This window comes from Leptospiraceae bacterium (assembly GCA_025059995.1).
In the GTDB taxonomy this organism is placed as follows: Bacteria; Spirochaetota; Leptospiria; order Leptospirales; family Leptonemataceae; genus SKYB61.
Genome location: JANXCF010000003.1, coordinates 113,827 through 140,002, shown reverse-complemented (window position 1 = coordinate 140,002; position 26,176 = coordinate 113,827). Strand labels below are relative to the sequence as shown.

Sequence of the window (26,176 nt, the reverse complement as noted above, 5' to 3'; positions counted from 1 at the left end):
TAAGTATACAAAAATTTTGAATTTCGAAGCTCTATGGACAATCATTTTTATCAAGAAATTCAAAAAAGAAGAACGTTTGCTATCATTGCGCACCCTGATGCAGGAAAAACCACCCTAACAGAAAAACTTCTCCTTTATGGAGGTGCCATTCAATTAGCAGGACATGTTCGTGCCAAAAAAGATCGAAGAAAAACCCAGTCTGACTGGATGAAGTTAGAACAAGAAAGAGGAATTTCAATCACAACTTCCGCCATGCAGTTTGAATACAATGATTTTGTTTTAAATCTTTTAGATACCCCAGGACATGAAGATTTTTCAGAGGATACATATCGAACCCTGATGGCTGTTGATAGTGCCATCATGCTGATTGATGCCGCTAAAGGTGTCGAACCTCAAACCATCAAGTTATTCCAAATTTGCCGTCAAAGAAACATCCCTATAATAACGTTTATCAACAAAATGGATTTACCAGCAAAGGATCCATTTGAGCTTTTAGATGAGGTAGAAAAGGTTTTAGGCATATCCACTACACCAATGCTGTGGCCCTTAGGTTCAGGGAAGGATTTCAAAGGAGTTTATCATATCCAAACCCAAAAGATTTATCTCTATGAAAAAACCTTAGGAGGAATGTATAAAGCACCTGTGCAGACCAAAGGTTTGGATGATCCTTATTTGAAAGAAATCTTGGATGAGGAAGCATTCAAGAACTTCAAAGAAGGATTAGAGCTGGCTTTAGGGATACTACCAAAATTTGATTTGAAAGAATTTCATGAAGGAAAGATCACACCTGTATATTTTGGAAGTGCTTTGAATAACTTTGGAATTGAACTTTTTTTGAATGAATTCATTCAGATTGCGCCACCGCCAAAGTTTATCAAGTTTATTGATGGAAATATTGTCGAAATCAATCCTGAACAGTTTATGGCTTTCGTTTTCAAATTACAAGCTAATATGAATAAGGCACATCGAGATCGTGTGGCCTTCATACGGATTGTTTCTGGGAAATTCGAAAAGGGAATGGATGTTCAAATTTCCTATAAAAAAAAGAGTATCAAGTTATCAAGCCCAGTTTCTTTTTTTGGACAACGAAGAAATACCATCGACGAAGCTTATCCAGGTGATATCATTGGTTTAATCAATTCAGGAATTTTTCAGATAGGAGATATTCTTTACACTGGTTCAGAACCAAAGGTAACTCCCTTACCTGAGTTTGCACCAGAATTATTCGCAAGATTCATACTTACAGATACATCGAAAATGAAAAGTTTCAAAAAAGGGATTGTAGAACTCACAGAAGAGGGGGTCATTCAAGTGTTTTATTTGCCAGATGGCACCCAAATTTTTGGAGCGGTTGGACAACTTCAGTTTGAGGTTTTTCAATCAAGGCTTTTGGATGAATACCAATCTCCAACACGATTAGAGCTCTTACCTTTTGAATGTTCTCGCTGGATTCTTCCCAAAGATGCACAAAAGTTTAGTTCATATGACTTGATTGTAAAAGACAAAAAGGAAAATCTTGTTGTTCTTTTTAAAAGTGAATATCGTATGAAAAGTTTTCAAAAAGAACATCCCGATGTACCACTATTTCATTCACCTTTGGAATTGGAAAAATTCAAATCATTGAATCAGGTTTTGTAATTGATTTAAAAATTCTTTTCTGGCTAAGAGAATTTCTCCTTGATTGAACTTGATAGGATATTTATAAATTTGAATGAATTGTTTTCTCTCATTGGGAGTAAATAGCTGAAAAACAGAAACCAATGAATGTTTCTTTAAACTTCTTAAAATGATATTTATATATTTGATTTTGATTGTTTCTTTTTCCCAATACCATTTCTTTAAAATGTCTGTGGTTTCTTTCAGATAAGACATAACAATTTCATTGAGGTATTCTTTGAGTTGGTCGTTTTGAGTTGTTTTTATTTCTTGTGGTTTTTCTTCTTTGATTGTGTTTTGTTTGAGTGGGGTTTTGTTTTTGTCTTTTGGTGAGTTTTCTTTCTTTTTGTTACTAAGTTCTTCGAGCTTTGGGGGCATCCATTTTTGAATCTTTTTTTGAATCTTTTTTTCTGTTTCTTTCTTTGTTGTTTCTTTTGTTTTTGGGGAAAACGTAATTTCTTTGTGATTGTTTTTTGTTGTTTGAATTTTTATGTCTGATGGTTGAACAAACTCAGATACTTTTTTATCTTTATTGTATTGGAAATCAGCTTTTTTGAAATCAATTTCTGGGGTCCACTCCTGCATATGAGATAATAGAATTACTTCTTTTCAGAAAGGCAATGATTTTATAGATCAGCATCAATGATTTCGAATCCTAATGCATGAGCATATTCAACAACTTGTCTGTATTCATGGATAGTAATACGACGGTTGATTTCTTTGTATTGATCAGGTTTTTGGATAACTTTGTTTGATGGTCTATATTGAGACATGATGTTTAAATAAATTTTCTTTGAGATGGAACTTAAAAATTCTAATATTTTTTTGGAATCCTCCACCATGCCTGGCATCACCAAGTGTCGAACAATCAAACCTTTTTTTGCTATTCCATATTCATCTTGTTCGAAATCCCCGACTTGACGATACATTTCTTTGATGGCTTCTTTTGCAACATCAGGATAATCTTCGCTTTTTGTGTATCTTTTTGCTAAAAAAGAATCCCAGAATTTGAAATCTGGCATGTAAATATCAATCAAACCATCAATTATCTTTAAGGTTTGTAATGATGAATAAGCGTTGGAATTGTAGACAATCGGGATTCTCAGACCCTTTTGTATGGCAATATATAGAGCATGTATGATCTGAGGAACAACATGATCAGGACTTACAAGGTTGATATTATGAACTCCTTTTTCTTGTAGATAGATCATAATGTTAGCTAATTGCTCAGGCTCTAATTCCATTGAGTGAGGATCTAAGTTTTGACTTATATCATAATTTTGGCAAAATACACACCTTAAATTACACAATGTAAAAAAAATGGTTCCACTACCTCTCCAACCCCTTAGGCAATCTTCTTCTCCAAAATGAGGAAAATAAGAAGATACCCTGACTTTTTTACCAATTCTACAATATCCAAAAGTTTGGTTACGATCGACGTGACATTCATGAGGACAGACTTCACAATTTTTTAGGATTTCATCTAACAATTGAAGCCTTTCTAAAAATTCACTTCTTCTAGTTTCATAAAATCTAACGTAGTTAGGCACATATGAATTGTTGTATACCCCTTGATAATAAGGAGGATAGATATACATAATAAGACTATATATTTTAAAAAAAAAATATCAATCAAAATTGGATTCACTCAGAAAAAAATCTTAATTTCAATATTTGAAAGAATAAGAATTTGAATTTTAAAAAAGAGTTTTTTCGAAATCTTCTTTGATGGCTCTTAATTGCTCTTCATTGAAAAAACCTGTGTGATGATATGATGGATGTGTTACTTTAATACCAGCTACTTTTGATGATAAAAATTCCTTTTGGTCTTCTTTATTAAGCTTGAAGGTTATATATTGCACAGAGGAAATTCTTTCTCGATTGAATTGTTTATCGTCGAATTCTCCTAAAATTTCTCTCATCTCATTTTTTGTTGTCTCAAAAAGAAAAAATACATGATTATGCAAACCTAATAGTTCTCTCAGCTTATATTTTCGATAGATTTCATCATCAATTTCTATCAATAAAGTAGCCTTGATTTCACCAGCTTCTGGAATTAACTCATTGTATGTGTTGATTTCGTGCATGATGGCATTGTAGTCAGTAATGCCCTCAATCCTTATCATTTCTTGAATTTGATACCACACTGTTTCTTTATTTTCAAATAAAAAAGTAAAAAAATCACCTAAATGGAATCTTCTTGGAGCTTTGATTTTGAATATTCTTTCGCGAATTTCATTTCTTCTGTTGTTATATTCATGAATGGGGAGGATGTCTTCAAAGATGACTTTCTTCATTTTTTTCTCCTCATGTCGATGTTGATTTTGGGAATCCGCCTTCTTCAGGTTTTTTATAAGCTTTGGCTAATACTTGTATGGGATGTAAAGGTATATCTTTTGAGTTTGTTCCTTGTTTGATTTGTATGGCGGCTAAAGGACAATCGGTTGATATGACGTTCATATTTTTTTCTTTAAGTTGTTGGAAAGCTTTATTGCCACAATGAAGGCTTTTTTCAAAAAATTCTTTTTTCATTGACCATGTTCCATTGTGTCCAGAACATTCGGCAACAAATCCAATTTGAGTTTTTGGTATCAATTTCATCAAATCTCGTGAAGGGTATCCTTTCCATTGAGCTCGAAGATGACAAGGTGCATGATAAGCAATACTTTCAGGTGTGCTTTGAAAATCCTTATTGAAGGCATCTTCTTTTTTCAGAGTCATTAAATATTCATGAATGTCCATTGTAGCTTCAGAAATTTCTTTTGCTTTATTGGTCCAATCTTCTTGTTCTTTTTTGGTCTTTCCTAAGAGACCTGCATAATCAATATATTCTTTTTTTAATGTTAATGAACATGTTGGGTTGATTACAGCTATTTTGTATCCTTCTCTTACATAAGGTAGTAATGATTGAATGTTGTTTTTGATTTTTTTTAGTGCAAAAGAAAGATCCCCACTATTAAGGCCGGGCATGCCACAACAATTTTGTTTTGGATGTTCAACATGTACCTGATTTTTTTCTAAGACAAAAACTGCATCTTTTCCAATTTCTGGATTATTAAAATTTACAAAGCATGTTGAGAATAAAACAACTTTGTGTTTAATTTGTTCTTTTTGATGAGTTCTCTTTTTTTTGTGTTTTTCAAACCACTTTGCAAAGCTGGATTTATGGAATTTTGGCATTATTTTTTTCTTGTGTATTCCTAAAAGCATTTCAATGACAGAACGAAGGATTTCACTTTGGAATACATAGTTGACTAGAACAGAAATTGGACCTGTATTTAGTTTTCCTGCCAAGTCAGCATTTTGCAGAAATTTATCTCGAAAGGATATTCCTTTTTCTTTTGCTTGAATATGAACAGCTCTTTGCATTAATGCTGCGAAATTCAAATTGAATGCATGTTTATCTCTATCTGTATAGGGACAATTTACATAACATAGTTTACAATGATAACAATTTTGTATGATTTCGTTTATATCTGTTTGATTGATTTTTCTTACATCACCATCAGCGTAAGTATCTAATGCCTTGAATAATGTTGGAAAAGAAAAACAATAATTGAAGCACATTCTACAACCATGACATATATCAAAAGTGCGAAGCAACTCACGATTCAAGGAAGCACGATCCCAGTATTTTGGTTCTTTAGGATCATAGATTGCATCTTGAGTGTCAGTTTGGGAAATAAGTTCCATTGTTTTCCTCCTAAAAAATAAGGAGCGATTGCTCCTTATGAGATTGCCTTTAGAGCTTGCTCGAATCTTCCGGCATGGGATTTTTCTGCTTTTGCTAAGGTTTCAAACCAATCAGCGATTTCAGGGAAACCTTCTTCTCTTGCAGTCTTTGCCATACCTGGATACATGTCAGTGTATTCGTAGGTCTCACCAGCCACAGCACTCTTTAAGTTATTGATGGTATCTCCAAAGGGAAGTTCAGTTGCAGGATCTCCTACTTGTTTTAGATATTCCAAATGTCCGTGAGCATGTCCTGTTTCACCCTCAGCAGTATCGCGAAATAAACCTGCAACATCGGGATAACCTTCGATATCAGCAATTTTCGCGAAATAAAGATATCTTCGGTTAGCCATAGATTCACCAGCAAAAGCATGTTTTAAATTTTCATGAGTTTTTGTTCCTTTGAGTTTTGACATTCTCCACCTCCTATTTTTAAATTTGTAAAAATTCTAATTTTAGAATAATTTGATATCAACAAAAGACAATAACTTTTTCAGAATGAAAGATAAAATTTTCTAGTAAGTTAAAAATTTTAAAAGATAATCTCTGAGTATAAAGTATTAAATTATTTTTTTGGTTTAGTTTTTTCTTGTATTCTTTTTGTTTTGATTTCTTCTTTTATTTCTTTTATAAATTCAGAAATTTCCCATTCTTTTTGTTCCCCCGTAAAGTAATTTCTTACATTGATGGTTTGATTTTGTTTTTCTTTCTCACCGACAACAACCATATAAGGAATTTTCATCTTCTCAGCATTTCGTATTCTTTTTGCTAAGGTTTCGTCTACTTCTATGTGAGTGCGGATTTTTTCTTTTTTCAGTATATCGTAAACATGTTTAGCATAATCCCAATAACTTTCACTCACTGGCAATATGCGTACTTGCTCTGGAGCTAACCATGTGGGGAAGGCACCGGCAAAATGCTCAATCAAGAACCCAACAAATCTTTCGTGGGTTCCAAGGGGGCTTCGATGGATGACAACAGGTCGTTTGAAAGTTCCGTCCTTGTCTACATACTTCAGATCAAATTTTTCTGGCATAAAAAGGTCCAATTGGCAAGTGCTAGCAGTAAAGACTTTCCCGATTGAACTTTTGATTTGAAAATCTACCTTAGGACCATAAAAGGCTGCTCCATCATGTTCAACTTCATAATCAACGCCTGAGATTTCCATGGCTTTTCGAGTGAGTTCTTCTGCTTTTTTCCACATCTCGTCATTGCCATGATACTTGTTATTCTTTGGATTCCTCAGTGCTAAAACCATCCAGAAATCTTTGATCCCAAGAACTTGATAGTAGTATTTGTGTAATTCAATCACTCTTACGAATTCTTCCACAGCTTGTTCTTCTGTGCAGTAAATATGAGCATCATTCATGGTCATGGAACGAACTCTCATGAGTCCAAAAAGAGCTCCTGAGTCTTCATAACGATGACAAATACCATATTCAGCTATTCTTAGGGGTAGTTCTCTATAGCTCCTTGGTCTCATAGCAAATATCAAGTGATGAAAAGGACAGTTCATGGGCTTGATGTAGTATTTCTCGCCATCATCCAATTCCATAGGTGGAAACATGTGTTCTTTATAGTGGGGTAGGTGTTCACTTGTGTAAAATAGTTCTTCTTTTGTTATGAGTGGAGTTGTGACTCTTTGATAACCCCATTCTTCTTCTGTTTCTTTTGCCCACTTTTCTAGTTCATCTTTGATGATATATCCACGAGGAAGCCAAATGATTAGACCAGGACCTACGATTTCCGAAGTAGTATAGATTTCTAATTCAGCTCCCAGCTTTCGATGATCTCTCTTTTTGGCTTCCTCTAACATCTTTTCGTAGTTGTTTAATTCTTCTTGGGTATTGAAAAGAAGACCATAGATTCTCTGAAGTTGTGTTTCGTTTTTGTTTCCCTTCCAGTAAGCACCAGAAACGGATACTAACCGAAAAGCTCCAATCTCACCAGTATGACGAACGTGAGGACCATTACACATGTCTATGAAGTATATGGTTTTACCATCAGGGGAAACATTTTTGTAAAATGAGAGTTCTTTTTCTCCTTTTTCTTTCAGTTCTAATGCCATTTCTACTTTGAAGTCTTCTTTTTGTGACTTCAAATATTCGATAGCCTCATCGATTGGAAGATAAAATCGATGAAACTCTTGTTTTTGCTTTACGATTTGCTTCATGATTTTTTCGATTTCTTTGAGTTCTTCTTCTTTGATGGGGGGATCAACGAGAACGTCATAGAAGAACCCATTCTCTGTATCTGGACCGATGGCTAACTTAACATTATTGCGAAGTCTTTTAACTGCTTGAGCCAAGATGTGAGCAGCACTATGCCTTTGGGTTGATAGGGGGATTTTTTCTTTTGATTTTTTAATTTCATTTGATTCAATTGATTCAGTAATTTTTATGGAAGATTCAACAGTATGAGAGTAAAGTTCTAAATTGGATGAAATCTTTTGATTTGGTAAACCAATGTTTTGTCCTTCATTTTCCATAAATCTAAATAATTTAGTTTAGATTTATCGTAAAGTTAAATATAAATGTCTTTTAAAAACAAACGTATGCATGCAATAAACTTTCGATATCTGTATAATTAGTTGAATAGAGTAAGTAGATAAAAGACTTTGAAGAAACTCAATCTTGTAGTTTGTTATAGCTTTTGATAATTTGATAAATTAGAAGATTAAATACTTTATTTTTAGCAACTTTATGGTTTGATTTAAGCAAGGATTGAAAAAATCTGAAGTCATTATTCATTGTTGGAAAGGTACAAATTAATAAAAGGAATATTTTTATTTTTATGATGATTTTTAATCAAAATAGAGGAGTGTAGATTCTTTTTTTAGTATTAATTAAATGCGAATGTTTGAAAACTTTTTAAAATGTTTAATTTTGATTAATTTTAAAATAGATAAATTTTATGATTAAATTTAATAATAATTTATCCAAGACGATTATTTGATTAATTTTAATCAATTTAAAAGAAAAAGCTATATACCGAGTATTTATTTGTATTTTTACAAGAAACGAACAAAGTCTATTGAATAGCTATTCCTCGCTTAAAGTGATTAAATATAATCATATTTTTTTGATTAAATTTAATTAAAAATTAACTACATTATAAATACAATCTAATAATTAATTTTAGTCTCTTTTTTGTTTTTGGTTATTTTTAAACAATGAGTTAAAAAGTTTTTAATTTTGGTCATTTTTTGGGTCTATATTTCATACTTATTTTTGACAGAACATTTTGGGCAGACAATATATACTTCACCTTTTACGCGAACCCCTTTTTGTGTTTTAATTTTCCCCGTAGCAATAAATTCAAAATCGAGTCCATCTGGAACATAATGCCCAGGACCGTATTTAGCCGTTCCCTTCATTTCATAACCACAAGCATGACATTTAACCTTTATTCTTATGACTTCTGCCATTTTATTATATCTGTTAAAAAATTGCCATTAAATGACGATAATTTTATATCAATATTGTTATTTTTTTAACATGGATTTTTAATCATCTTTATTGTTTTCTTCCGCTTCGTCATCTTCTTTGTTTCTTTTTTTTCTTCTACCTTTTTCTTGTTCCTTTCTTTGTTGAATTCGGTTTTCTCTTTTTACCATATAGATGTAATGTTTAACATACTGTGTATAAGGTTCAGGGATTTTATTTGCATCGAAATTTAATGGGTTGTCTAATAAATCTTTTAATAAATCCGAAGGAATGTCTTCTTTTTCAGATGTTGCTAAGATTTCTAAACGATTGCAAATTTCTCTGTCATTCACCTCACGAATTAACTTCCGCATAGCTGCTAAAAGTTTTTGAATCCCTTGATTTCCCTTAGCTGTTGCCATATTTATTTCCTTGTAATTGCCATTTTTCTGTAAAATAAGATCTATTCTACTATATTTTATTAAAAAAATTGTAATGTAATATACTCATTTACCTTCATAATTATTTAGTTCTTATATTTTTAACCTTTAAATTTTAATAAAGTTTCAATTTCCCAAAGTTGAATTTCTTCCTCACGTGTTAGTTTTTTTTGTGATTGGGTTCTGAAATATTTGTAGGACTGTAGAAATTGTAAGAGTTTATCTCTAACTGAGACCTCGTTATTAAGAAAATCTTCGTTTTCATAGAAAAATTGTTCAAGATTTTTATAATCATTTTTTAAGATCAATAATACAAATTCGTAATACTTTTTTAGTTTTAGTATTTCATTTTTATGTATCTCTAATTCTAAATTTTTACTTTTGTTTTCAATCATTAGCTGAATAAAAGCTAATATCATTTCTACTTCATCATTCTTGCATGAAACTTTAATCGGTATTTCATACATTCTGTCCCACTCCAATCTTCGTAAAAAATACCTAGCTGAATATACTGGATTCTTTAAAGCAAAATCAATCCCTTTGATTTCAACAATATCGGTCATTCTTTGTTTTGATAAGTTGTTTTTGTTAATTTGATTTCTTGAAGTATTTTCATCTACTTGAACAAGAGTAGTTAAGGGAAAATGAACCCTTAGTTGTAATAGCCCCATCCTGTCTATTTTGGGTGAAAAAATAATGGTATCATAATTTTTTTTATGTTCTAAGTTTATTACTTTTTTGATATTGTCTATTTGATTAACAAAAACTGGATAATATTCATAGGGTATATTAACGTTAATAATTGTTCGATAGTTTTTTTGGTTTTCAGTATATTTATAAAATAACTCAATTTTGTTTTTTCTCACATTATAAAAGTTGACATCTCCTATTTTTTCAACAAGGGGTTCAATATCAGAGCCAACAAATAATATAAAAGGTATTTTCCTCCCTTTTTTCACAAGGAATTCTTCCCAATCATTACTTGTAATTAATTCTTCTTTGCGAATGACTAAAAACTTTTTTAAGTTTAAATTGTATATATAAATAAAATCATTGATTTCTTTTTTTTCAATTTCACTCATAGTGTTATAATGCTTTATTCTAATTCTATTTTTTATAAAAGTTATATTTATGTAGTTTATACTGGAGTGAACCTCTGGATATACCTAATGCTCTTGCCATTTGCAAGTAATTACCTCCAGTCATTCTATAAGCAATCAATATCAACTTTTTTTCAAGTTCTTCTATATGTTTCCTTAATTCCAAGTCTGTTTTTTCATAAAGTTCCCATAGTTGTAATTTTACATGGTTCTTTGTTATAACTTCATCCATAGTTAGAAAAAAAGCTGTTTCAATTGTTTTGTAAAATTCAGTTAAGTTCCCTGGCCAATTGTGTTTTTTTAATATATCAAGAACCTCCTCGCTAATATCAACCTTTTTTCGATATTTTTTTTTTAAATAATTTAAATATTTTCTTACTTCCATCTCAAGTTCATTAGGGCGAACTTTTCTCAATGGGGGGATAATTACCATTTGGTTTTTTATGATTTCATATAATTCAAATAAAAACATTCCATTTTCTACTAGCTTTTTTAAATCATAATGACTAGTGAAAATCCAAAAGGTATCATTCCAGTTATCATTACTTAATTTGTGAAAAAGCCTTCTCTGATTTTCCTCAGTTAGATATGAAATTTCTTTTATAACTATGCATTCTTTTTTTGAATTTATGATGGGAATTGAAGTTTTTAGATTATATCGCTCACCAGGTGGAATACCAAACAATTCATAAGATTGTATTTTATGAGATAATCTACTTGGTTCAAATAGTAAAATTTTTCTATCAGGAAATTTAATTCTTAGTAGGGTTTTTGTAAATAAGATTTCTCTTGATCCGATTTCTGATTGTATAAATAAAAATTTGTTTTTTGGAATATTATTCCATAGTATATCTTGATACCATATAGGAAGTTTTCTTAGTTTGTTATTTATATAAGCAATTTCTTTTAAAAAAGCAATAAAAGCAAGATCAATAAAACCTTCTTGATGTAAATTTGGGTTTATTTTGAACATTAGCCAAAATTGGGGATTCTTTTCGCGGTCATAGAAAAAGTAAAGCTTTTCATCAAATCCACTTTGGACTTCTTGAATTAAGGAATCAAAATTTTTTAAATTTTGAATGTTCTTATCTACGGTTTCTAACAATAAATATTTATCTTTAAATTTTCCTTTACATTGAATCAAGATGAATTCTATTTGAGCTTGAATTTTAAAAAGTGCATAATCACTAAGTAATTTATCTAACCATCGTTGTTTTGTCATTATAATATGCAATATTTTAGAATCAAATCTCATAAGCTTTGCATCGTATAAGATAGTCGACGTTATAATATTCTTCGACATTTAAATTTTATTTCGTGTATTTCCGAACAAAAATGAGACTAAGAAAAACATTACTATTGCCATTGCAAATCAAAAAGAAGAAAAAACAACCACTACGACAAATTTGGTAGTTTCATTAGCAAAAAAGGGATACCGAACATAACTAATTGATGTTGATCGACAAGCTAATAGCACAAGCAAATTTATTGACCTAATCTTCCTTTCTTTTCTTTGGATTCTTGGGATCTTGTGAAGACTTTAGCAGATATTGTTATAAATCATTAATAAATTATTTTTTGAAACGAAGATAAAAAATTTCTATATTATACCATCAACATTAGGGTTAGCTGTGAAGTCAACACTGACATTTTTGATGTTTTTTTATTTTAAAGGACTCACTTTGATCACTAAGGGTAGTTTATGGTTATTTTATTATTAATTTAATTGTTCACCATCATTATTCAATGCATGGTAGCCTTATCGCATGTTTTAATACTTGCCCAAGCAGCGAAATTCTCTATCAATGGTATGGCGAATTTAAATAAAAAGATGAATAATTCCAGATATAAAAACCTTATGGACATTCATTACCCAACTACTCTAAGCACAGGTTTATCAAAAATAATAAAATAACCAGTTATTTCTCATTTCTATATAGCTTTTAAGACACATATCATGGGTAGTAGTTGAAGAAAATCATTTTTAAAGAAGAGTGTTTTAAAGTATGCTTCAAATAGTTTTATAAGCTAATGAGTATTGGAAATTTACTGAGTATATACAAATTCAAAAACAATATTAGATCATTGTAAAGAATATGGTTTACATCACAAGAATTTTTTGATATGTGTAGCTCAGTCGTTTAAGGTCGTTAAAGAAGGAAAAAATAGACAAACTTATAGATAAAAAACGAAAAAGGAATATAAAAACAGTAAATTCAAAAAGTTCAATCGATTTAACTATAATGATGGAGTAAAAACAAAAGAAAATCAAAATCAAGAAAAGAACAAAAAAACTATTTTCCTTAAGTGAGAACAAGAAATTTTAAACATAATTGTGCGTAGATTGAAAGACTAATTAATGGATTTTTCGTAGTAAAAGTCCTGAAATAGCAGAAAACATTTTAGGACATTTAGATTTTGTTTGAGTTAATAATTTAATCAGCAAATTTAGCTAAAAAATTCTGGAGGTTGATAAGCTTATGAGTAGTGTAAGGATTTCACATCCAAAGGTTTATTCTTTCCAAGAAGTTTATGCTCGTGGTATATATCGAATATCAGAAGAAGGTTATTTAGAATATTTCCTTTCTGAGAGAAAAGAAATCCAAGAAATTGAATCCATACTATTTAAAAGCTCGGAGATAATTAGTTTTAACCAAATTCGCATAAGTGCACATCCAGAACTTTATGATTTGGCGCCAGAGACATTTCGTTTTGAAATATCGATGGATGGGAAAGTTTGGGAACCAATCATTAAAGAAGCAGGTTTTAGATTTCCTAAGGATCAAGAATATGTTTGGAATTTTTCTTTAATACAAGCAAAATACATCAAATTCGTTTATCATCAAAAAAGTCAAACAAGAAGTATTCATCAAGTAGCCATAGGGACGATAAAAGTATGTATTTCTGGAGTTGTGAGTATCAAAGCATCAAGTCAATTAGATCGATTATGGGTAAAAGAAAATTTGATCGATGAGCGAAAAGATTATGGTTGGTCAAGTTCCCTCAAGAAAGAAGACAAAGAAGAATTCATCGAATTAGACTTAGGATCTGTTAATCGAGTAACGGAGATCCGTTTACTATCAAAAGATCATAAAGAAACACTATTTCCTGTTTCTTTTCAGATATCTTATAGTGATGATAATATTGTTTGGTATCAACTCATAGAAGAAAATGGCTTTTTTGCTGAACCAGGTACGTGGTATAAATGGAAATTTTATCCCATTAATATGAGGTATATAAAAATTCTCATAAAAGAAAATAACATAACGAGGGATGGTAAGTACATATCTCAAATTATTGAGGTTGAACTTTATGCTGAACCTGATCCATTAGAGAAGAAAAGTTATAATTTTAGTTTATCTAACATACCCTATGCTTCGGTATTACGTTCTGGAATTGTTCGCTTAGCCTTAGATGGCGAAGTAAAAGAAGGGGTTGTGGTGCAAGCTAGCGATCGTAGGCTTAGAGATGCAACAGTAGATTCAAAAGGGATAGTGGAATTAGCATCCGATGGGGAGGATCGAGAGGGGGTAGTGGTTCAAGGGAATGACCGGCGTTTAAAATACGCTTCTGAAGATATGCCTGGGATAGTTCGTTTTGCTAGAAATCGGGAGGAAAAACCCCTTCATGCAGTACAAAGTAATGATGATCGTTTGAAGCCAGCGACGACGACGAGTAAGGGGATAGTGGAGTTAGCAGAGGATGGTGAGGATCGAGAGGGGGTAGTGGTTCAAGGGAATGACCGACGACTCAAAAAAGCAACTGAATACTCCTACGGAATCGTGCAGTTATGTCCTAAAGGAAGATCCACCCCAAATACCGTTGTTCAAGGGGATGATCCTCGACTTTATGATGCTCGAATTCCATTACCTCATGAACATGAATATGCACCGCTACATCATGATTTTAGTACCCATACTGGAACAATCAAATTGCAAGAAGAAATGGGGAAACATTATGAAGAATGTTTACCTCCACCGTTTGATTATAGCCCTATTTATGGGATAAACGTAGGTCAAGGAAGTGGAGTTGTTGGTAAAGGTAGATTTCGAGGAATTGTAGGCTATGGAGATTATCAAGGTGTAGTAGGACTCTCAGAAACTGGAACATCAATTTATGGAAATTCCTTGAATGGAATAGCAGGACGCTTTTATTCTGAAAGGTTTATTGATTTATTAGTGGGAATCAAAGAAGGAAGATATGTTGAAGATCTTTTACAGATGAAACCCCTAGACAAATTTTCTTTGTGGGTGCAAGGTAAAAGTGTATTTATGAATAATATTTTTTTGCTAAATACAAATAATCCTTATGAAGCTAGTATTGGAATTTATCTACCAGTCAAAGAAAAAGAACATTTTCTTCCTGGAGATGTGGTTGTGTCTTCCCAAAAGGATGGATATGTTCAAAAATGTCATCATAAAAAAAGCAATAAGGTAATTGGTGTTGTTGTTGAATCAGCTTCCATCATTTTAAACGGAAACATAAAGAATGAATTTGAACATAAAAAAGATCATAATTATGTTTTAGTTGCATTTTTTGGTTTAGCATTGGTTAGAGTGGTTGCTGAATATAAACCTGTAGAACCAGGAGATCTACTAATGTCTTCATTTCAATCAGGTTGTGCAGAGAAATACGATGGAAGCTTTGAACCAGGCACTGTCATCGGTAAAGCTCTCGGTACTGTAAAACAAGGAGTAAAAAAAATACCAGTTCTATTAACCTTTTAAGATTTTAGCGTTCTAGTTCAGTTAGTTTTTTATATAACAAATCACTTTTTTTAATGAATTCTATGATTTCGTTGTGTTGATTTTTCAAATCTGGTAGGTCAGTTGTTTTTATGTCTTCTCCCATAAGTCGTAGTTCCAATACAATAGTTCCTTTTTCCAAGGGTAAAAATACAAACTTTTTATAATAAAAATATAACAAAAAATAAATTCCTCCAATCATTAGTAAAGATGTGATCATGTAAATCAACTCAAGATAATTCTTATTCTGATACAAATCTAAAAAACTCACTATAATGCTTTCATCAGGAAATTTTCCAACCACATAAGAGAAATGAATATTAGGGATTAATGATGATTTTAACATTTCCCTATCAATGAAAAAAATCTCATAATGTTTATCTTGTTTTCTTCGCTCAATCTTTAATATCCATTTTTGAGGATAATGATTTGGTAGTTCCTCAATGGAATAAATTTTTAATAGATGAGTAATTTGGGATATTCGATATTCTTTCTCTTTTTGAATGTATTTATCATATAGCATTATCGTAAAAAGTCCACCAGAATAGATAAAAATGAAACTACTTATGCTGACTACACTAACCATCTTATTGAAAAATATGGGTAAGTGTTCTTTTAAGTGAAAGGTTTTTTCTTCTAAAAGGATTTGTAACAATGGAAATAATCGCAAGAATAACATTCCTTTTATGAGTAGAACCCCCGGAGCATCATAAAAGTTCTCAGGAAAGAAAATGATTAAAATCCACGAGGGTAATGATGACAGAAGTTCAAGTTTTGAATAGGAACGAAAGAGTTTATTTTGAGAGAGTAGTTTTACTAAACTCTCAAGAGTTAATAAAATTAAATTGAATAAAAAAAACCATTTCAATGCCTCTAAGTATGAAATCGGTAGAATGAAGACACTTGTGTATATTACAATTGTAAGTTGAATTATATTTAAAATAAGGGATAAGATTAAAGACAAATTATTTTCAGGTAATTCACGAAATTTCTTTAATAATAAAAGAATCTTAGATGACATTTTTTATTCTATAATATCGGTTTTTGTTTTACCATGATAACATGAATTACATTAAAAATCGATTTACTTATTTTGAAAAATACAAAAATTGTATTTAAAAATATACAACGACAAATTTTTTATGCATAAAATCAAAGACATTCTTTTGAACACTAAGCCAACATTTTCATTCGAATTTTTTCCACCTAAAACGGAGGAAGCTGAAAGGAAATTTAAATTATCACTTTTAGATTTGAAACGATTAAAACCTGATTTTGTATCCATAACATATGGAGCTGGAGGTTCAACAAAAGAAAAAACAGAGGCATTGGTCATAGAAATTCAAAATCAAGACTTATTAGTTTCCATGGCACATCTTACATGTATAGGCTCAAGTAAAGAAGAAATTGGTTTTTTATTAAATCAATATAAAAAAGCAAATATCCAAAATATTATGGCGTTAAGGGGAGATTTACCAAAAAACAAGGATATTCATTTAGTTAATGATTTTCGTTATGCGTATGAATTAATACAATGGATAAAACTTCAATATAATGATTTTTTTTCTATTGGTGCTGCTTGCTATCCAGAAAAACATCCAGAAGCAAAAACTTTAAAAGAAGATATTGAGTATTTAAAGCTTAAAGTTGATTCAGGAGCTGATTTTTTAATAACGCAATTGTTCTATGATAATGATAAATTTTATCTTTTCAGGGACATGGCAAGAAAGATGGGAATTCATGTTCCCATCATCGCGGGTATAATGCCAATCACGAATTACCAACAAATCCAAAAATTTACTCAAATGGTTCAATGTCATATACCAAAAAACTTAGAAAAATTAATTGAAAAATACAAAGACTCTCAAGAGGATTTACTCAAAGTAAGTATTGAATATTCTATCCAACAATGTGAAGATTTGATAAATAATGATATTGATGGAATACATTTTTATACATTAAATCAGAGTAATGCAACTTACTTAATATTAAGTGAACTAAAAAAAATATATCAAAAAAATCTGAACTTATATGAGTAATAGTACTTCATTTTTTAAAAAAAGTAATTATTTGACTTTATCTCAAATCAGTGATATTGTATATCGAATCAATTCGGAGCAAGATTTGCATAGTCTTTTGATTATAATCATGGATACGGCACGGGAACTTCTAAACACAGAAGGAGCCTCCTTGCTTCTATATGATGAAATTACAGGCGATTTAGTCTTTGATATTGCAAGAGGTGATAGAAGTAATCTATTAGCAAGACAAAGAGTTCCAGCAGGAAAGGGTATTGCAGGGGAATGTGTAAAAACCCTCAAGCCTATCATAGTTAATGATGCTCAAAATGATCCACGACTTCATCGTGAAATTGATGAATCCAGTGGTTTTAAAACAAAAAAGTTAATAGCCGTTCCCATGTTGGCAAGGAATCAAATAATAGGTGTATTAGAGGCAGTTAACACCTTAGATGGTAGGGATTTTAAAGAAAAAGATGTAAGACTTCTAATGTTTTTATCAGGGATGGCAGGCATAGCTATTCATAATCGTAGGTTATATAATGAGTTAAAAACTCGTATGGATGAATTGAATTGTATCTTTGAAATTTCTCAAGCTATTTATCAATATGATCACATTGAACCACTGCTCGATGGTATCTTGAAGGCAATTTCAAAAGTATTGGAAGTAGAACGATTATCTATTATATTAAAAGATGAAAATCGTGAATTCTATGTGAAACGAACTTTAGGTTTTCAGTTAGAGGAAAATGATATACGAATCGATCCTACTAGAGGTATTAGTTCTATTGTATTGAAATCAGGTGAACCATTACTCATAAAAGATGTAGTCAAAGAATTGGGAATTTCTACTGAAAATGCAAGTAAATATAAGACTAAATCATTTATATCAGTTCCTATAAAAAGAGAGCGTGAAGTGATTGGCATTTTGAATGTGGCAGATAAAATCAATGGAATGCCTTTTGATCAATTTGAGCTAAAAGTTTTACAAACTGTTGCAAATCAATTGGCTTCAGCCTATCAGCGCATTGAAGCAAGAAAAAGAGAATTCGAAATCAAAATCTATAAAAAAGATTTAGAAACCGCAGCAGAAATCCAAAAAAACTCCCTTCCAGATATACCATCGGAAATTGCAGGATTCCAATTGGGAGCAGGATATCAAATGTGTCGAGATGTGGGGGGTGATTTTTATGATTTTTATTATCATAATGATAATATGTTATCGTTAGTTATTGCTGATGTATCAGGGAAAGGTGTTCCCGCTGCTTTATTTATGGAGTATTCAAAAACTCTTCTTGGTAGCTATATACCAAGGTATTTACAACCAATGAAAACTTTACAAGAAGTAAATGAAGAGTTAATAAAAAATTCCCGTATAGGTTTGTTTGTTACAGTAATGTTAGTTCAAATCGAAAAGGAATTAAAGAGACTACGAATAGCCTCAGCTGGACATAACTACCAAATTTTATACCGAACAGAAAGTCAAAAAGTAGAATTTATATCAGCTAAAGGTCCACCTTTAGGAGCTATACCAAAAGTAGAATACAAAGAAAACTTATATCATTATGATCCAGGTGATCTTTTAGTCTTATATACAGATGGAATAACAGAAGCATGTAAAGAGAATTATGAGCAATATGGGATAGAGAGATTAGTTGAGGTAATAAAAAAATATCATTTTTTACATCCAAAAGAATTGGTTCATAAAATTTTCGAAGATGTACAGAACTATATTGGGAATTTTGAGATGATGGATGATGCTACTTTAATGGTAGTGCGATTGTCTTAATTCATGAAAGGATCTTGATTTGTATCGGCAAAGATTTTGTAAATACCTCCTTTTTGACGTAGAGCATCCTTCCATCCTTCTTCAGGATTTGGGTGAAAAATAATTTTTGTAGAGGCTGGATGCAAAATCCAACTACCTTCCTGAATTTCTCTTTCTAATTGCCCTGGGCTCCAGCCTGAATACCCAATGTAAAGTCGGATTTTAGGTTTATCATCTAATGGAAGATCTTTCCAATAATCGTCTTTAAAATATTGCTCTAAATTTCGAAATCCAGGCTCAAAGTAGACACCCTTGATGACTTCTATCGCTGTAGTGGAAATAGATCGATCATAGAGGGGAGAATGAATAGCAAATAAAAACTCTTGTTGAACCGGACCTCCAATGTAGATAGGAGTTTCACTACCTCTGCGTTGGGATTGAAATTCTGGTAAAATGTCTGCTAAAGTTAGATTGGATTTACGATTGACAATGAGTCCAAAAGCTCCATCCTCATTATGTTCAATCATTAATACAACTGTATTTTTGAAATTTGGATCTAACATGGTAGTTTCAGAAATCAGAAAATTACCCTTTAGTGAATGAAAATCACCAAATTGTTTCATAATATTATATATTAGGATTTTTCTTTTGGATTGTAAATCAAAAAAACTTCTCAGTATAAAAATATAGATGGCTTCATTAAAGAACCTAATTGGATTAAATCTTTGATTTTTAGGTTGTCTTGAGTTTCAATGGAGGACCACAAAGGGACTTCGATGATGGTTTGTTTTTCTATCGAATTTTCATGAAGTTTTTCATATATACTTTGTTTGATTTTGGGATAATTCTCTAAATATGTTCTTAAAAGAATATCAATTTTGTTTTGTACTTCATTTTGGGATATAAAGTCTTTCCATTCCTGAGATTGATAAAGTAATTCTGGAATAGTCTGATTAAATATAAAAAAAGACTTATGTTTAAAAAGAGTTTGTAAGATTTGATAAATTTCTAATACTATTGCAACAGAATCTTCTCTTGATGAAAAAACAAAATACACTGAGGTGTTTTCGTTTTTTATCCAATCTCTTGCCTCCTGTAGGCGATTTACCATTTTATAAAAAATTTGATCCATTAAAAGTATTAACTCAGCAAGACTCAGTAAAATATTTTCACCACCCGCTTTTCCTAAGGCAGATAAGATTGACTTAGCGCTCATTCGAAGTAGTTTCTGAAAGAAATTCTTTTCTGAAATAACCTGCTTTTTACCATTCACCCAAATATATTTTTCTTCACCACCAAACCATTTTATCCATTGCAAAATTTTACTGTCAAAAAAAGCAAGTAGCCTTTCGGGACGTAAAATAAAATCTATTGCATGAATACCTGGAGCTGTATCAATGACTAAATCTTCTGTTTCTGGATATTGTTCTATCCATTCAGCCATTCTTATAGGAGCTAAGGTTTCGACTGCTGAAGCAATTTTCTCTGCTAATGTCTGATATAATGGATGTTCGAATAATTGTTTTTGGTGCTCAATAGTTAAACCTTCATCTTGAATCCAACGCTTAAGGCTGTCAGGTAAATTCAATATGGCAACGCGAATTTCTCCACCATTTTCATCATTCTTCCAAAAAAGGCTACCTTTTTCACTGATATTATCAAAATTTAAAGCTGTCCTAAGTCTTTTCGCTGGATCAATACTTAATAGACCAACCTTTCTTCCAATGGATGCTAAATAAAGAGAAAAACTGGCAGAAAGAGTGGTTTTACCTACGCCACCAGCACCCAAAAAAATATGAAGTTTTGGTTTTTTATCCATAGTCCGTGAAAAATTCTTTGATTTTTTGAATTCTCGTAAACTGATCAAAATTTTGTTTCATGAAAATCAAATCAGGAATGGAGTAAACGTTAGTTTTCTCTTTAAACTCATTTTTTATCATGACTTCATAATCAAACTTGTTTTTCAAATACAAGTAAACACTTTTGATTGTATCCTTATAAACATCAAACTTTTCAAATAAGTTTGTATTGAAATTATAGGTTCCATTCAAATACCATTGAATGCTTTTATTTACAAAAAGAGCTATAGGATTTCGTTTCATTTCTTTTTTAATCAATGAATAAAGTTCTTTTGTTTCTTCGAAAGGCAATTCTTCGGGAAGGGTCACTAGAATTGTTCCTACTTTTTCCTGATCTTGAAGCATTTTAGCTACTCGTGTTGTTTCATAAATGAGAGGACCTTGAAACTGAAAGTTAGAAATCGTTGAGATTACTCCGAAAAGAGCACCACCATGCCCTGTAGCAGGAGTATCCACTATGATCTTATCAAACTCATAACCACGTTCTTCTTTGGCTAGTTCCACTAACCAAAAGATCCTTCCTAAAAAGAACACCTCTTCTAAACCAGGAGTTGCTTGAAGTAGCTTCTTCACTTGCGGATTTTCGATGATGAATTTGTAAAATAACGTCATATTTAAATGATCTACAAAGTATTCTTTGAGTGTGATTTCAGGATCATAGTTCATTATGTATAAATTGGGATAGATTTCTTTATGTTTATGACCAACGGGTTCTTTTTGAAAGATTGGTGATATGAGATCCTTTAAACTCCATTGGATGATAAGAGTTTTCTTCCCTAATTCAGCGAAATACAATCCCAGAGCCGTAGAAATCGTAGTTCTTCCTACACCCCCTTTTCCTAATACAAAAAGGACTTTGTGGGTAAAAGGAAGCATCAGTATAAATCCACGGATTTGAAGCTTACTACTTCACCTAATCTTCTGCGGCTAATTTTTTCTTTCGTTGTCAAACCTTCAAAGATAAACTCAATTCCCGAAGCCATGAGTTCATCGTTTTGATTCCAATTTTGATCACGCAGTAAGTCAAAAAGACTAGGTATTATTTTTAAAAATTTTTTATATTCACTTGATGGCATAGAATCAGAGATTTCAACAACTTCTGCCTCGTAGATTTGTTTTACAATGTTTTCAAGCTCCGTATGGTATTTTTTTTCTGGAAAGTACTCTTCAAAAACTTCTTTAATAGCAAGATCAATGAGTTTCATTATCACTTGAAATTCCGTTACAGCTTCATCTCGATAAGGGTCTAACTCAATCTTTCCTAAACTTGAACTAAAGATGTTTCCAAAATCCGTCATTCTTGCATATCCAATCGATTGATTTAAAAGTAGAGCTCGTCTCCTTGCTGATGCAACAATGGTTTCATAATTGGCAATGGATAATCTCGCTGAGACTCCTGATTTTTGATTGATTAGTGGATGCCTTCTTGCTTGGATTGTAATTTCTTCTATGATTTCTTCTATAAACTTTGGAACAATCACATCAGGTTTTATGTTTGGGATTTGGATTTCTTGTTTAGTGATTTGCAGTCCGATTTCTCTTGATTTGGGATAATGGGTTCGAATTTCTGCACCAATACGATCCTTCAATTGGGTGATGATTTTCCCTGATCTTGTGTATTCCGAAGGGTTAGCAGTAAAACAAATACAAACATCCAGCGGAAGTCGGATAGGAAGCCCTCGAATTTGTATGTCTTCTTCTTCCAAGATATTAAACATAGCAACTTGTACTAAGTAGTCTAAATCAGGTAATTCATTGATGGCAAAAATCCCATGATTCATTCTCGGAAGGAGTCCATAATGCAGAGCTTCTTCTGTTCCCATGGATGTTCCATGAATAATCTTGGCAGGATCAATATCTCCGATGATATCGGAGATTCTGCTTCCTGGAGCTATTTTTTCTCCGTATCTTTCACTTCTATGAAGCCATCGAATGGGAGTGTTTTCTTTTTTTTCTTCTATCAACTTTTTTGCCATTTTTGTGATGGGACGATAGGGACTTTCGGGAATAGGAGTTCCCTCTATGATGGGAAAATAAGGGTCTAATAGTTCCACCAAAGAGCGCATGATTTTTGTTTTTGCTTGTCCTTTCTCACCTAAAAGAACAATGTTATGTCCTGCTAAGATTGCGTGATATAGTTGTGGAAGCACAGTATCATCATATCCGTGAATTTGTGGAAAGATGGGCTGTTTTTTAGCTAATTTTTCTGCTAAATTCTGAGCCATTTCTTCTTTAATACTTCGATAGCGATATCCACTTTCTTTTAACTCACCAAAAGTTTTTATATTAGGAATGTCGTTGGGGAAATTCATCTTATGTTCATAAAAAAGCTATATATAAAAAAGATACAACTCATTTATTAAAAATTTCTGAATATAGAGATTTCTTTCTTAAGAAGAACAAGATTTCTTCTACACCTTCTTCGATTTCTCTATCTTTCATGTCCAGAACAAAATTAGCATATTTTTTATACACAGGAAGACGTCTAAGAAGAAGGGTCTCGTAATCTTCGTCTTGGCTTAAACTAGGGCGTTGAGCATTATTAATATTTTTTTGCAATAACCAATCGAGATCTCGCTGAATATAGATGACAAAAGAATTTTGTTTTAAAAGTTCAATTTTTCTTTGGCTTTCTATCTCTTTTTGAGTGTATGGATCGACATCAAATAAGATTCCACCGCCGCAATCAATAATGATCCGATCCATAGTATAAAGTTTCTTTAAGATTTCATATTCTCGATTACGAAAGGAAAACCAGCCTTCTTGTTCTACAATTTCTTTGATGGTTTTTCCACCTGCTTCATACGAAATCAAAATATCAGTACTAAATGCCACCCATTCAATTTTTTTTGAAAGTTTTCGTGATAGTTTTGATTTTCCCGCACCTCTTGGACCAATCAGGGCTATTTTCATAGTTCTATTAAATCCTTTATGTTTCCCATAAGCTCGGGTATGGATTCATAATATTCTTGTATCAATGAGTTGTTGAAATGGATTTGTTTTAAAGCAAAAGGACTTAGGGTTTCATTCATTCCCATGACATCAACCCCTATTCCCGCAGAGATTACCAACCAATTCGAAACATGTATCAGAGAGGTTAATGTTGGATTTTTCGTGGATTTTTCTGGCTCATAAAGATGTAAAACAGAATCAACCAATTCTTCAGGAAAGTTCCAGTTTTTTAAAAGAAAAGCTCCAATTTCGGGGTGTGTAAAACCGATATACTTTTTTTCTAATTCTAAGAAACTAACATTTGGATGTTTTTGATATTCCTGCTGTATTAATAAAATGGCTTTTTTGAATGTGCTTGCAAGAACAATCTTACCACAATCATGCATAAGTCCAGCCGTAAAAGCAACATCTTTAGGTACATTGGGAATTTTTTGTTTTTCTACTATGTTCATGGATAGATACCCCACCATAAGTGAATGTTCCCACATATCACGACTTTCTAATTTATAACCTTCTATGGGTTGTTTCAGAATTCCACGTGCTGCAGCTACCATTACGATTTCTTTCAATACTTTTAATCCCAAAACTTTAATGGCTTCTTCAATGGAACGGATTTCTTTTGTTGGATGGTAATAAGCCGAGTTTGATAAGCGAATTACATCTGCGGTAAGTCCTGGATCTTTGACAAGTTCTTTTGATATAGCTTTAAACTCAACATCGGGATCACGTAGTAATTTAAGAACTTTATGAACGACTTCGGGAAAGGAAGGTAATCTCTCTATGTTATTTAGTGTTTGTTGGACCTCTTGTTTGAAGGAAATCGTCATAAATTCTCCTATACTTTGTATATATATTTTTCAATCGTTCCACTACGTAAAAGTATCCTTCCATCATCTAAAAACAGAGTAATGGTTCTCCCATTATGTCCACCAACATCTTCAAAAACAATTGGAATTTGGTGGCTTTCTAAAACCTCACGAGAAACTTTTACGTTCTTCTCACCTATGTTTTGGAAAATATTAGAAACACTGTTTTGAAACATACTTGCCCCACCAAATATCCTTGCTGTGAGGTTTTTTTTCGAAGTTCCTAATTTTTCTAAATCTTTTATCAGTTCTTCGATGGCAGTTCTTGCATATTTTCCTCGATTGATGATCTTCCCAGTTGGAGGTTCATCTAATAAGGCATGGCTAATCCCTCCAATTTTTTTTGTCTTATCATAAAGAACGATCCCGACGCAAGAACCTAAAGTAGTTCTTAGTTTTGCTGGACTTTTCGCTACCTTCCATTCAGATACTCCAACATGAATCGTTGTTTCTTCTAAGACATTCATAAATAGACCTGTTTTTTTAAAGTAAGAAATCATGCGTTTTGTAAGTAAACAAGTATTTTTTTTATATTATTGGAGTTATACTTAAAAATCACAAATCAACTTTTCAGATTTTTGTTCAAACATTTTTTGGTTGTTCATGGAAACCTCTAAGCTGATAACGTATATTTTGTTTATCCCAGGCTTTTTTGTATTGATTAAAGGTGCGAGTTTATTAGTAGATGGAGCTTCCTCATTAGCAAGAAAATTTCGTATTTCAGATTTGGTCATAGGGTTAACCATCGTATCAATGGGAACTTCCTCACCAGAATTAGCCGTTAACATACTTTCTTCGATACGCGGTCAAGACGATATTGCCATTTCCAACGTGTTAGGTAGCAATATTGCTAACATTTTGTTAATTTTAGGAATCAGTGCCATCATCAAAGAACTCACCGTTCGTGAAAGCACCGTATGGAAAGAAATCCCCTTTAGTTTACTTGGATCGTTAGTTGTAATGGTAATGGCAAATGATGTTTTTTTTGACTCCACTCAAAGAAACCAACTTTCTCATAACGACGGTATCATTATCTTATTCTTCTTTACGATTTTTCTTTACTATATTTTTTCTATCGCCAAGAAAGGAGAAATCTTCGAAGAAGAGGTCCCCAAAAAAGAACTCAGTTTATGGATGTCAATTATATATGTTGTGGTTGGATTAGTGATGTTAGTTTTAGGTGGTGATTGGGTGGTCAATGGAGCTGTAGAGATTGCGAAGTTCGTCGGTTTAAGTGAGGCATTCATCGGTTTGACCATTGTGGCTGTTGGAACCTCGCTTCCTGAGTTGGCTGCAACAGGAGTTGCTGCTTACAAAGGAAATTCCGACATAGCCGTTGGAAATGTAGTAGGATCGAATATTTTTAATGTGTTTTTTATTTTAGGCGTTAGTGCCACATTGTCCCCCTTAAGGTTTACTGAAGAAAACAATATTGATGTTTTGGTTTCTGTATTATCAAGTTTGATTTTGTTTTTTCTGTTGTTTTTAGGTAAGCGACACACAATCCAAAGGATACAAGGCATTGTGCTTTTGTCGTTTTATATAGCGTATATTGGATTTCGTGCATATATTGGTATTCGATAAAGAATTGACTCTTGAATAGATTTTTCATTAT

23 protein-coding genes are annotated in these 26,176 nt (G+C 32.0%); 5 read left to right on the top strand and 18 right to left on the bottom strand.

Annotated elements, in window-relative coordinates:
• Positions 1 to 33 precede the first annotated feature (33 nt).
• Positions 34 to 1,638: a peptide chain release factor 3 gene (locus NZ853_05250; GenBank protein MCS7205082.1), complete on the top strand. Its 1,605-nt coding sequence runs from the start codon at positions 34 to 36 to the stop codon at positions 1,636 to 1,638.
• Here the strand turns inward: NZ853_05250 and NZ853_05245 are convergent.
• From NZ853_05245 to NZ853_05200, 10 genes are all read right to left on the bottom strand, one after another.
• A complete protein-coding gene (locus tag NZ853_05245) occupies positions 1,618 to 2,241 on the bottom strand; it encodes a hypothetical protein (GenBank protein MCS7205081.1) in 624 nt (207 codons plus the stop codon). The genes NZ853_05250 and NZ853_05245 overlap by 21 nt on opposite strands.
• Before the next feature lie 41 nt (positions 2,242 to 2,282).
• Positions 2,283 to 3,254, bottom strand: coding sequence for a radical SAM protein (locus NZ853_05240; protein MCS7205080.1), 972 nt, complete (start codon positions 3,252 to 3,254; stop codon positions 2,283 to 2,285).
• 99 nt (positions 3,255 to 3,353) lie between these two features.
• Positions 3,354 to 3,953, bottom strand: coding sequence for a DUF3501 family protein (locus NZ853_05235; GenBank protein MCS7205079.1), 600 nt, complete (start codon positions 3,951 to 3,953; stop codon positions 3,354 to 3,356).
• Between the two features lie 10 nt (positions 3,954 to 3,963).
• Positions 3,964 to 5,349 carry a heterodisulfide reductase-related iron-sulfur binding cluster gene (locus NZ853_05230; GenBank protein MCS7205078.1) on the bottom strand — a complete coding sequence of 462 codons (1,386 nt, stop codon included), beginning with the start codon at positions 5,347 to 5,349 and terminating at the stop codon, positions 3,964 to 3,966.
• Between the two features lie 35 nt (positions 5,350 to 5,384).
• On the bottom strand, positions 5,385 to 5,804 hold the full coding sequence (locus NZ853_05225) for a rubrerythrin family protein (GenBank protein MCS7205077.1): 420 nt from the start codon (positions 5,802 to 5,804) through the stop codon (positions 5,385 to 5,387).
• Between the two features lie 149 nt (positions 5,805 to 5,953).
• On the bottom strand, positions 5,954 to 7,876 hold the full coding sequence (gene thrS, locus NZ853_05220; protein ID MCS7205076.1) for a threonine--tRNA ligase: 1,923 nt from the start codon (positions 7,874 to 7,876) through the stop codon (positions 5,954 to 5,956).
• Positions 7,877 to 8,599: 723 nt separating this feature from the next.
• The gene (locus NZ853_05215) at positions 8,600 to 8,815 is read right to left on the bottom strand and encodes a hypothetical protein (GenBank protein ID MCS7205075.1); all 216 of its coding nucleotides are present in this window, start codon (positions 8,813 to 8,815) and stop codon (positions 8,600 to 8,602) included.
• A 78-nt stretch (positions 8,816 to 8,893) separates the two neighbouring features.
• Positions 8,894 to 9,235 carry a hypothetical protein gene (locus NZ853_05210; protein MCS7205074.1) on the bottom strand — a complete coding sequence of 114 codons (342 nt, stop codon included), beginning with the start codon at positions 9,233 to 9,235 and terminating at the stop codon, positions 8,894 to 8,896.
• A 119-nt stretch (positions 9,236 to 9,354) separates the two neighbouring features.
• Positions 9,355 to 10,335 carry a hypothetical protein gene (locus NZ853_05205; protein ID MCS7205073.1) on the bottom strand — a complete coding sequence of 327 codons (981 nt, stop codon included), beginning with the start codon at positions 10,333 to 10,335 and terminating at the stop codon, positions 9,355 to 9,357.
• A 25-nt stretch (positions 10,336 to 10,360) separates the two neighbouring features.
• On the bottom strand, positions 10,361 to 11,575 hold the full coding sequence (locus tag NZ853_05200; protein MCS7205072.1) for a hypothetical protein: 1,215 nt from the start codon (positions 11,573 to 11,575) through the stop codon (positions 10,361 to 10,363).
• Between the two features lie 1,258 nt (positions 11,576 to 12,833).
• Here NZ853_05200 and NZ853_05195 point away from each other — a divergent pair.
• Entirely contained in the window at positions 12,834 to 15,080 is a 2,247-nt protein-coding gene (locus tag NZ853_05195) for a discoidin domain-containing protein (GenBank protein MCS7205071.1), read from the top strand.
• A 4-nt stretch (positions 15,081 to 15,084) separates the two neighbouring features.
• Here NZ853_05195 and NZ853_05190 read toward each other — a convergent pair whose 3' ends face one another.
• The gene (locus NZ853_05190; protein MCS7205070.1) at positions 15,085 to 16,119 is read right to left on the bottom strand and encodes a hypothetical protein; all 1,035 of its coding nucleotides are present in this window, start codon (positions 16,117 to 16,119) and stop codon (positions 15,085 to 15,087) included.
• A gap of 121 nt (positions 16,120 to 16,240) precedes the next feature.
• On the opposite strand from NZ853_05190, the gene metF reads away from it, so the two are divergent.
• Positions 16,241 to 17,137 (top strand): methylenetetrahydrofolate reductase [NAD(P)H], encoded by an 897-nt coding sequence (metF, locus tag NZ853_05185; GenBank protein MCS7205069.1) that lies wholly within the window; start codon positions 16,241 to 16,243, stop codon positions 17,135 to 17,137.
• Positions 17,130 to 18,905, top strand: a complete 1,776-nt coding sequence (locus NZ853_05180) for a SpoIIE family protein phosphatase (protein MCS7205068.1) — start codon at positions 17,130 to 17,132, stop codon at positions 18,903 to 18,905. Before metF ends, NZ853_05180 begins: the two co-directional genes overlap by 8 nt.
• On the opposite strand, the gene NZ853_05175 is transcribed toward NZ853_05180, so the two are convergent.
• The 7 genes from NZ853_05175 to NZ853_05145 are packed head-to-tail and all read right to left on the bottom strand — an operon-like array spanning position 18,902 to position 25,028.
• A complete protein-coding gene (locus NZ853_05175; protein ID MCS7205067.1) occupies positions 18,902 to 19,507 on the bottom strand; it encodes a YqgE/AlgH family protein in 606 nt (201 codons plus the stop codon). The two genes, NZ853_05180 and NZ853_05175, sit on opposite strands and share 4 nt — an antisense overlap.
• A 50-nt stretch (positions 19,508 to 19,557) precedes the next feature.
• A complete protein-coding gene (locus NZ853_05170) occupies positions 19,558 to 20,703 on the bottom strand; it encodes a hypothetical protein (GenBank protein ID MCS7205066.1) in 1,146 nt (381 codons plus the stop codon).
• Positions 20,696 to 21,619 carry an ArsA family ATPase gene (locus NZ853_05165; GenBank protein ID MCS7205065.1) on the bottom strand — a complete coding sequence of 308 codons (924 nt, stop codon included), beginning with the start codon at positions 21,617 to 21,619 and terminating at the stop codon, positions 20,696 to 20,698. Before NZ853_05165 ends, NZ853_05170 begins: the two co-directional genes overlap by 8 nt.
• Positions 21,619 to 23,055, bottom strand: coding sequence for a hypothetical protein (locus NZ853_05160; protein MCS7205064.1), 1,437 nt, complete (start codon positions 23,053 to 23,055; stop codon positions 21,619 to 21,621). The genes NZ853_05165 and NZ853_05160 overlap by 1 nt, the downstream gene beginning before the upstream one ends.
• A 40-nt stretch (positions 23,056 to 23,095) precedes the next feature.
• Positions 23,096 to 23,656: a shikimate kinase gene (locus NZ853_05155; protein MCS7205063.1), complete on the bottom strand. Its 561-nt coding sequence runs from the start codon at positions 23,654 to 23,656 to the stop codon at positions 23,096 to 23,098.
• A complete protein-coding gene (locus tag NZ853_05150; GenBank protein MCS7205062.1) occupies positions 23,653 to 24,522 on the bottom strand; it encodes an HDOD domain-containing protein in 870 nt (289 codons plus the stop codon). The genes NZ853_05155 and NZ853_05150 overlap by 4 nt, the downstream gene beginning before the upstream one ends.
• Before the next feature lie 8 nt (positions 24,523 to 24,530).
• A complete protein-coding gene (locus NZ853_05145; protein MCS7205061.1) occupies positions 24,531 to 25,028 on the bottom strand; it encodes a chemotaxis protein CheD in 498 nt (165 codons plus the stop codon).
• Positions 25,029 to 25,164: 136 nt separating this feature from the next.
• Here NZ853_05145 and NZ853_05140 point away from each other — a divergent pair, with 136 nt between their 5' ends.
• On the top strand, positions 25,165 to 26,145 hold the full coding sequence (locus NZ853_05140; protein ID MCS7205060.1) for a calcium/sodium antiporter: 981 nt from the start codon (positions 25,165 to 25,167) through the stop codon (positions 26,143 to 26,145).
• Positions 26,146 to 26,176 lie beyond the last annotated feature (31 nt).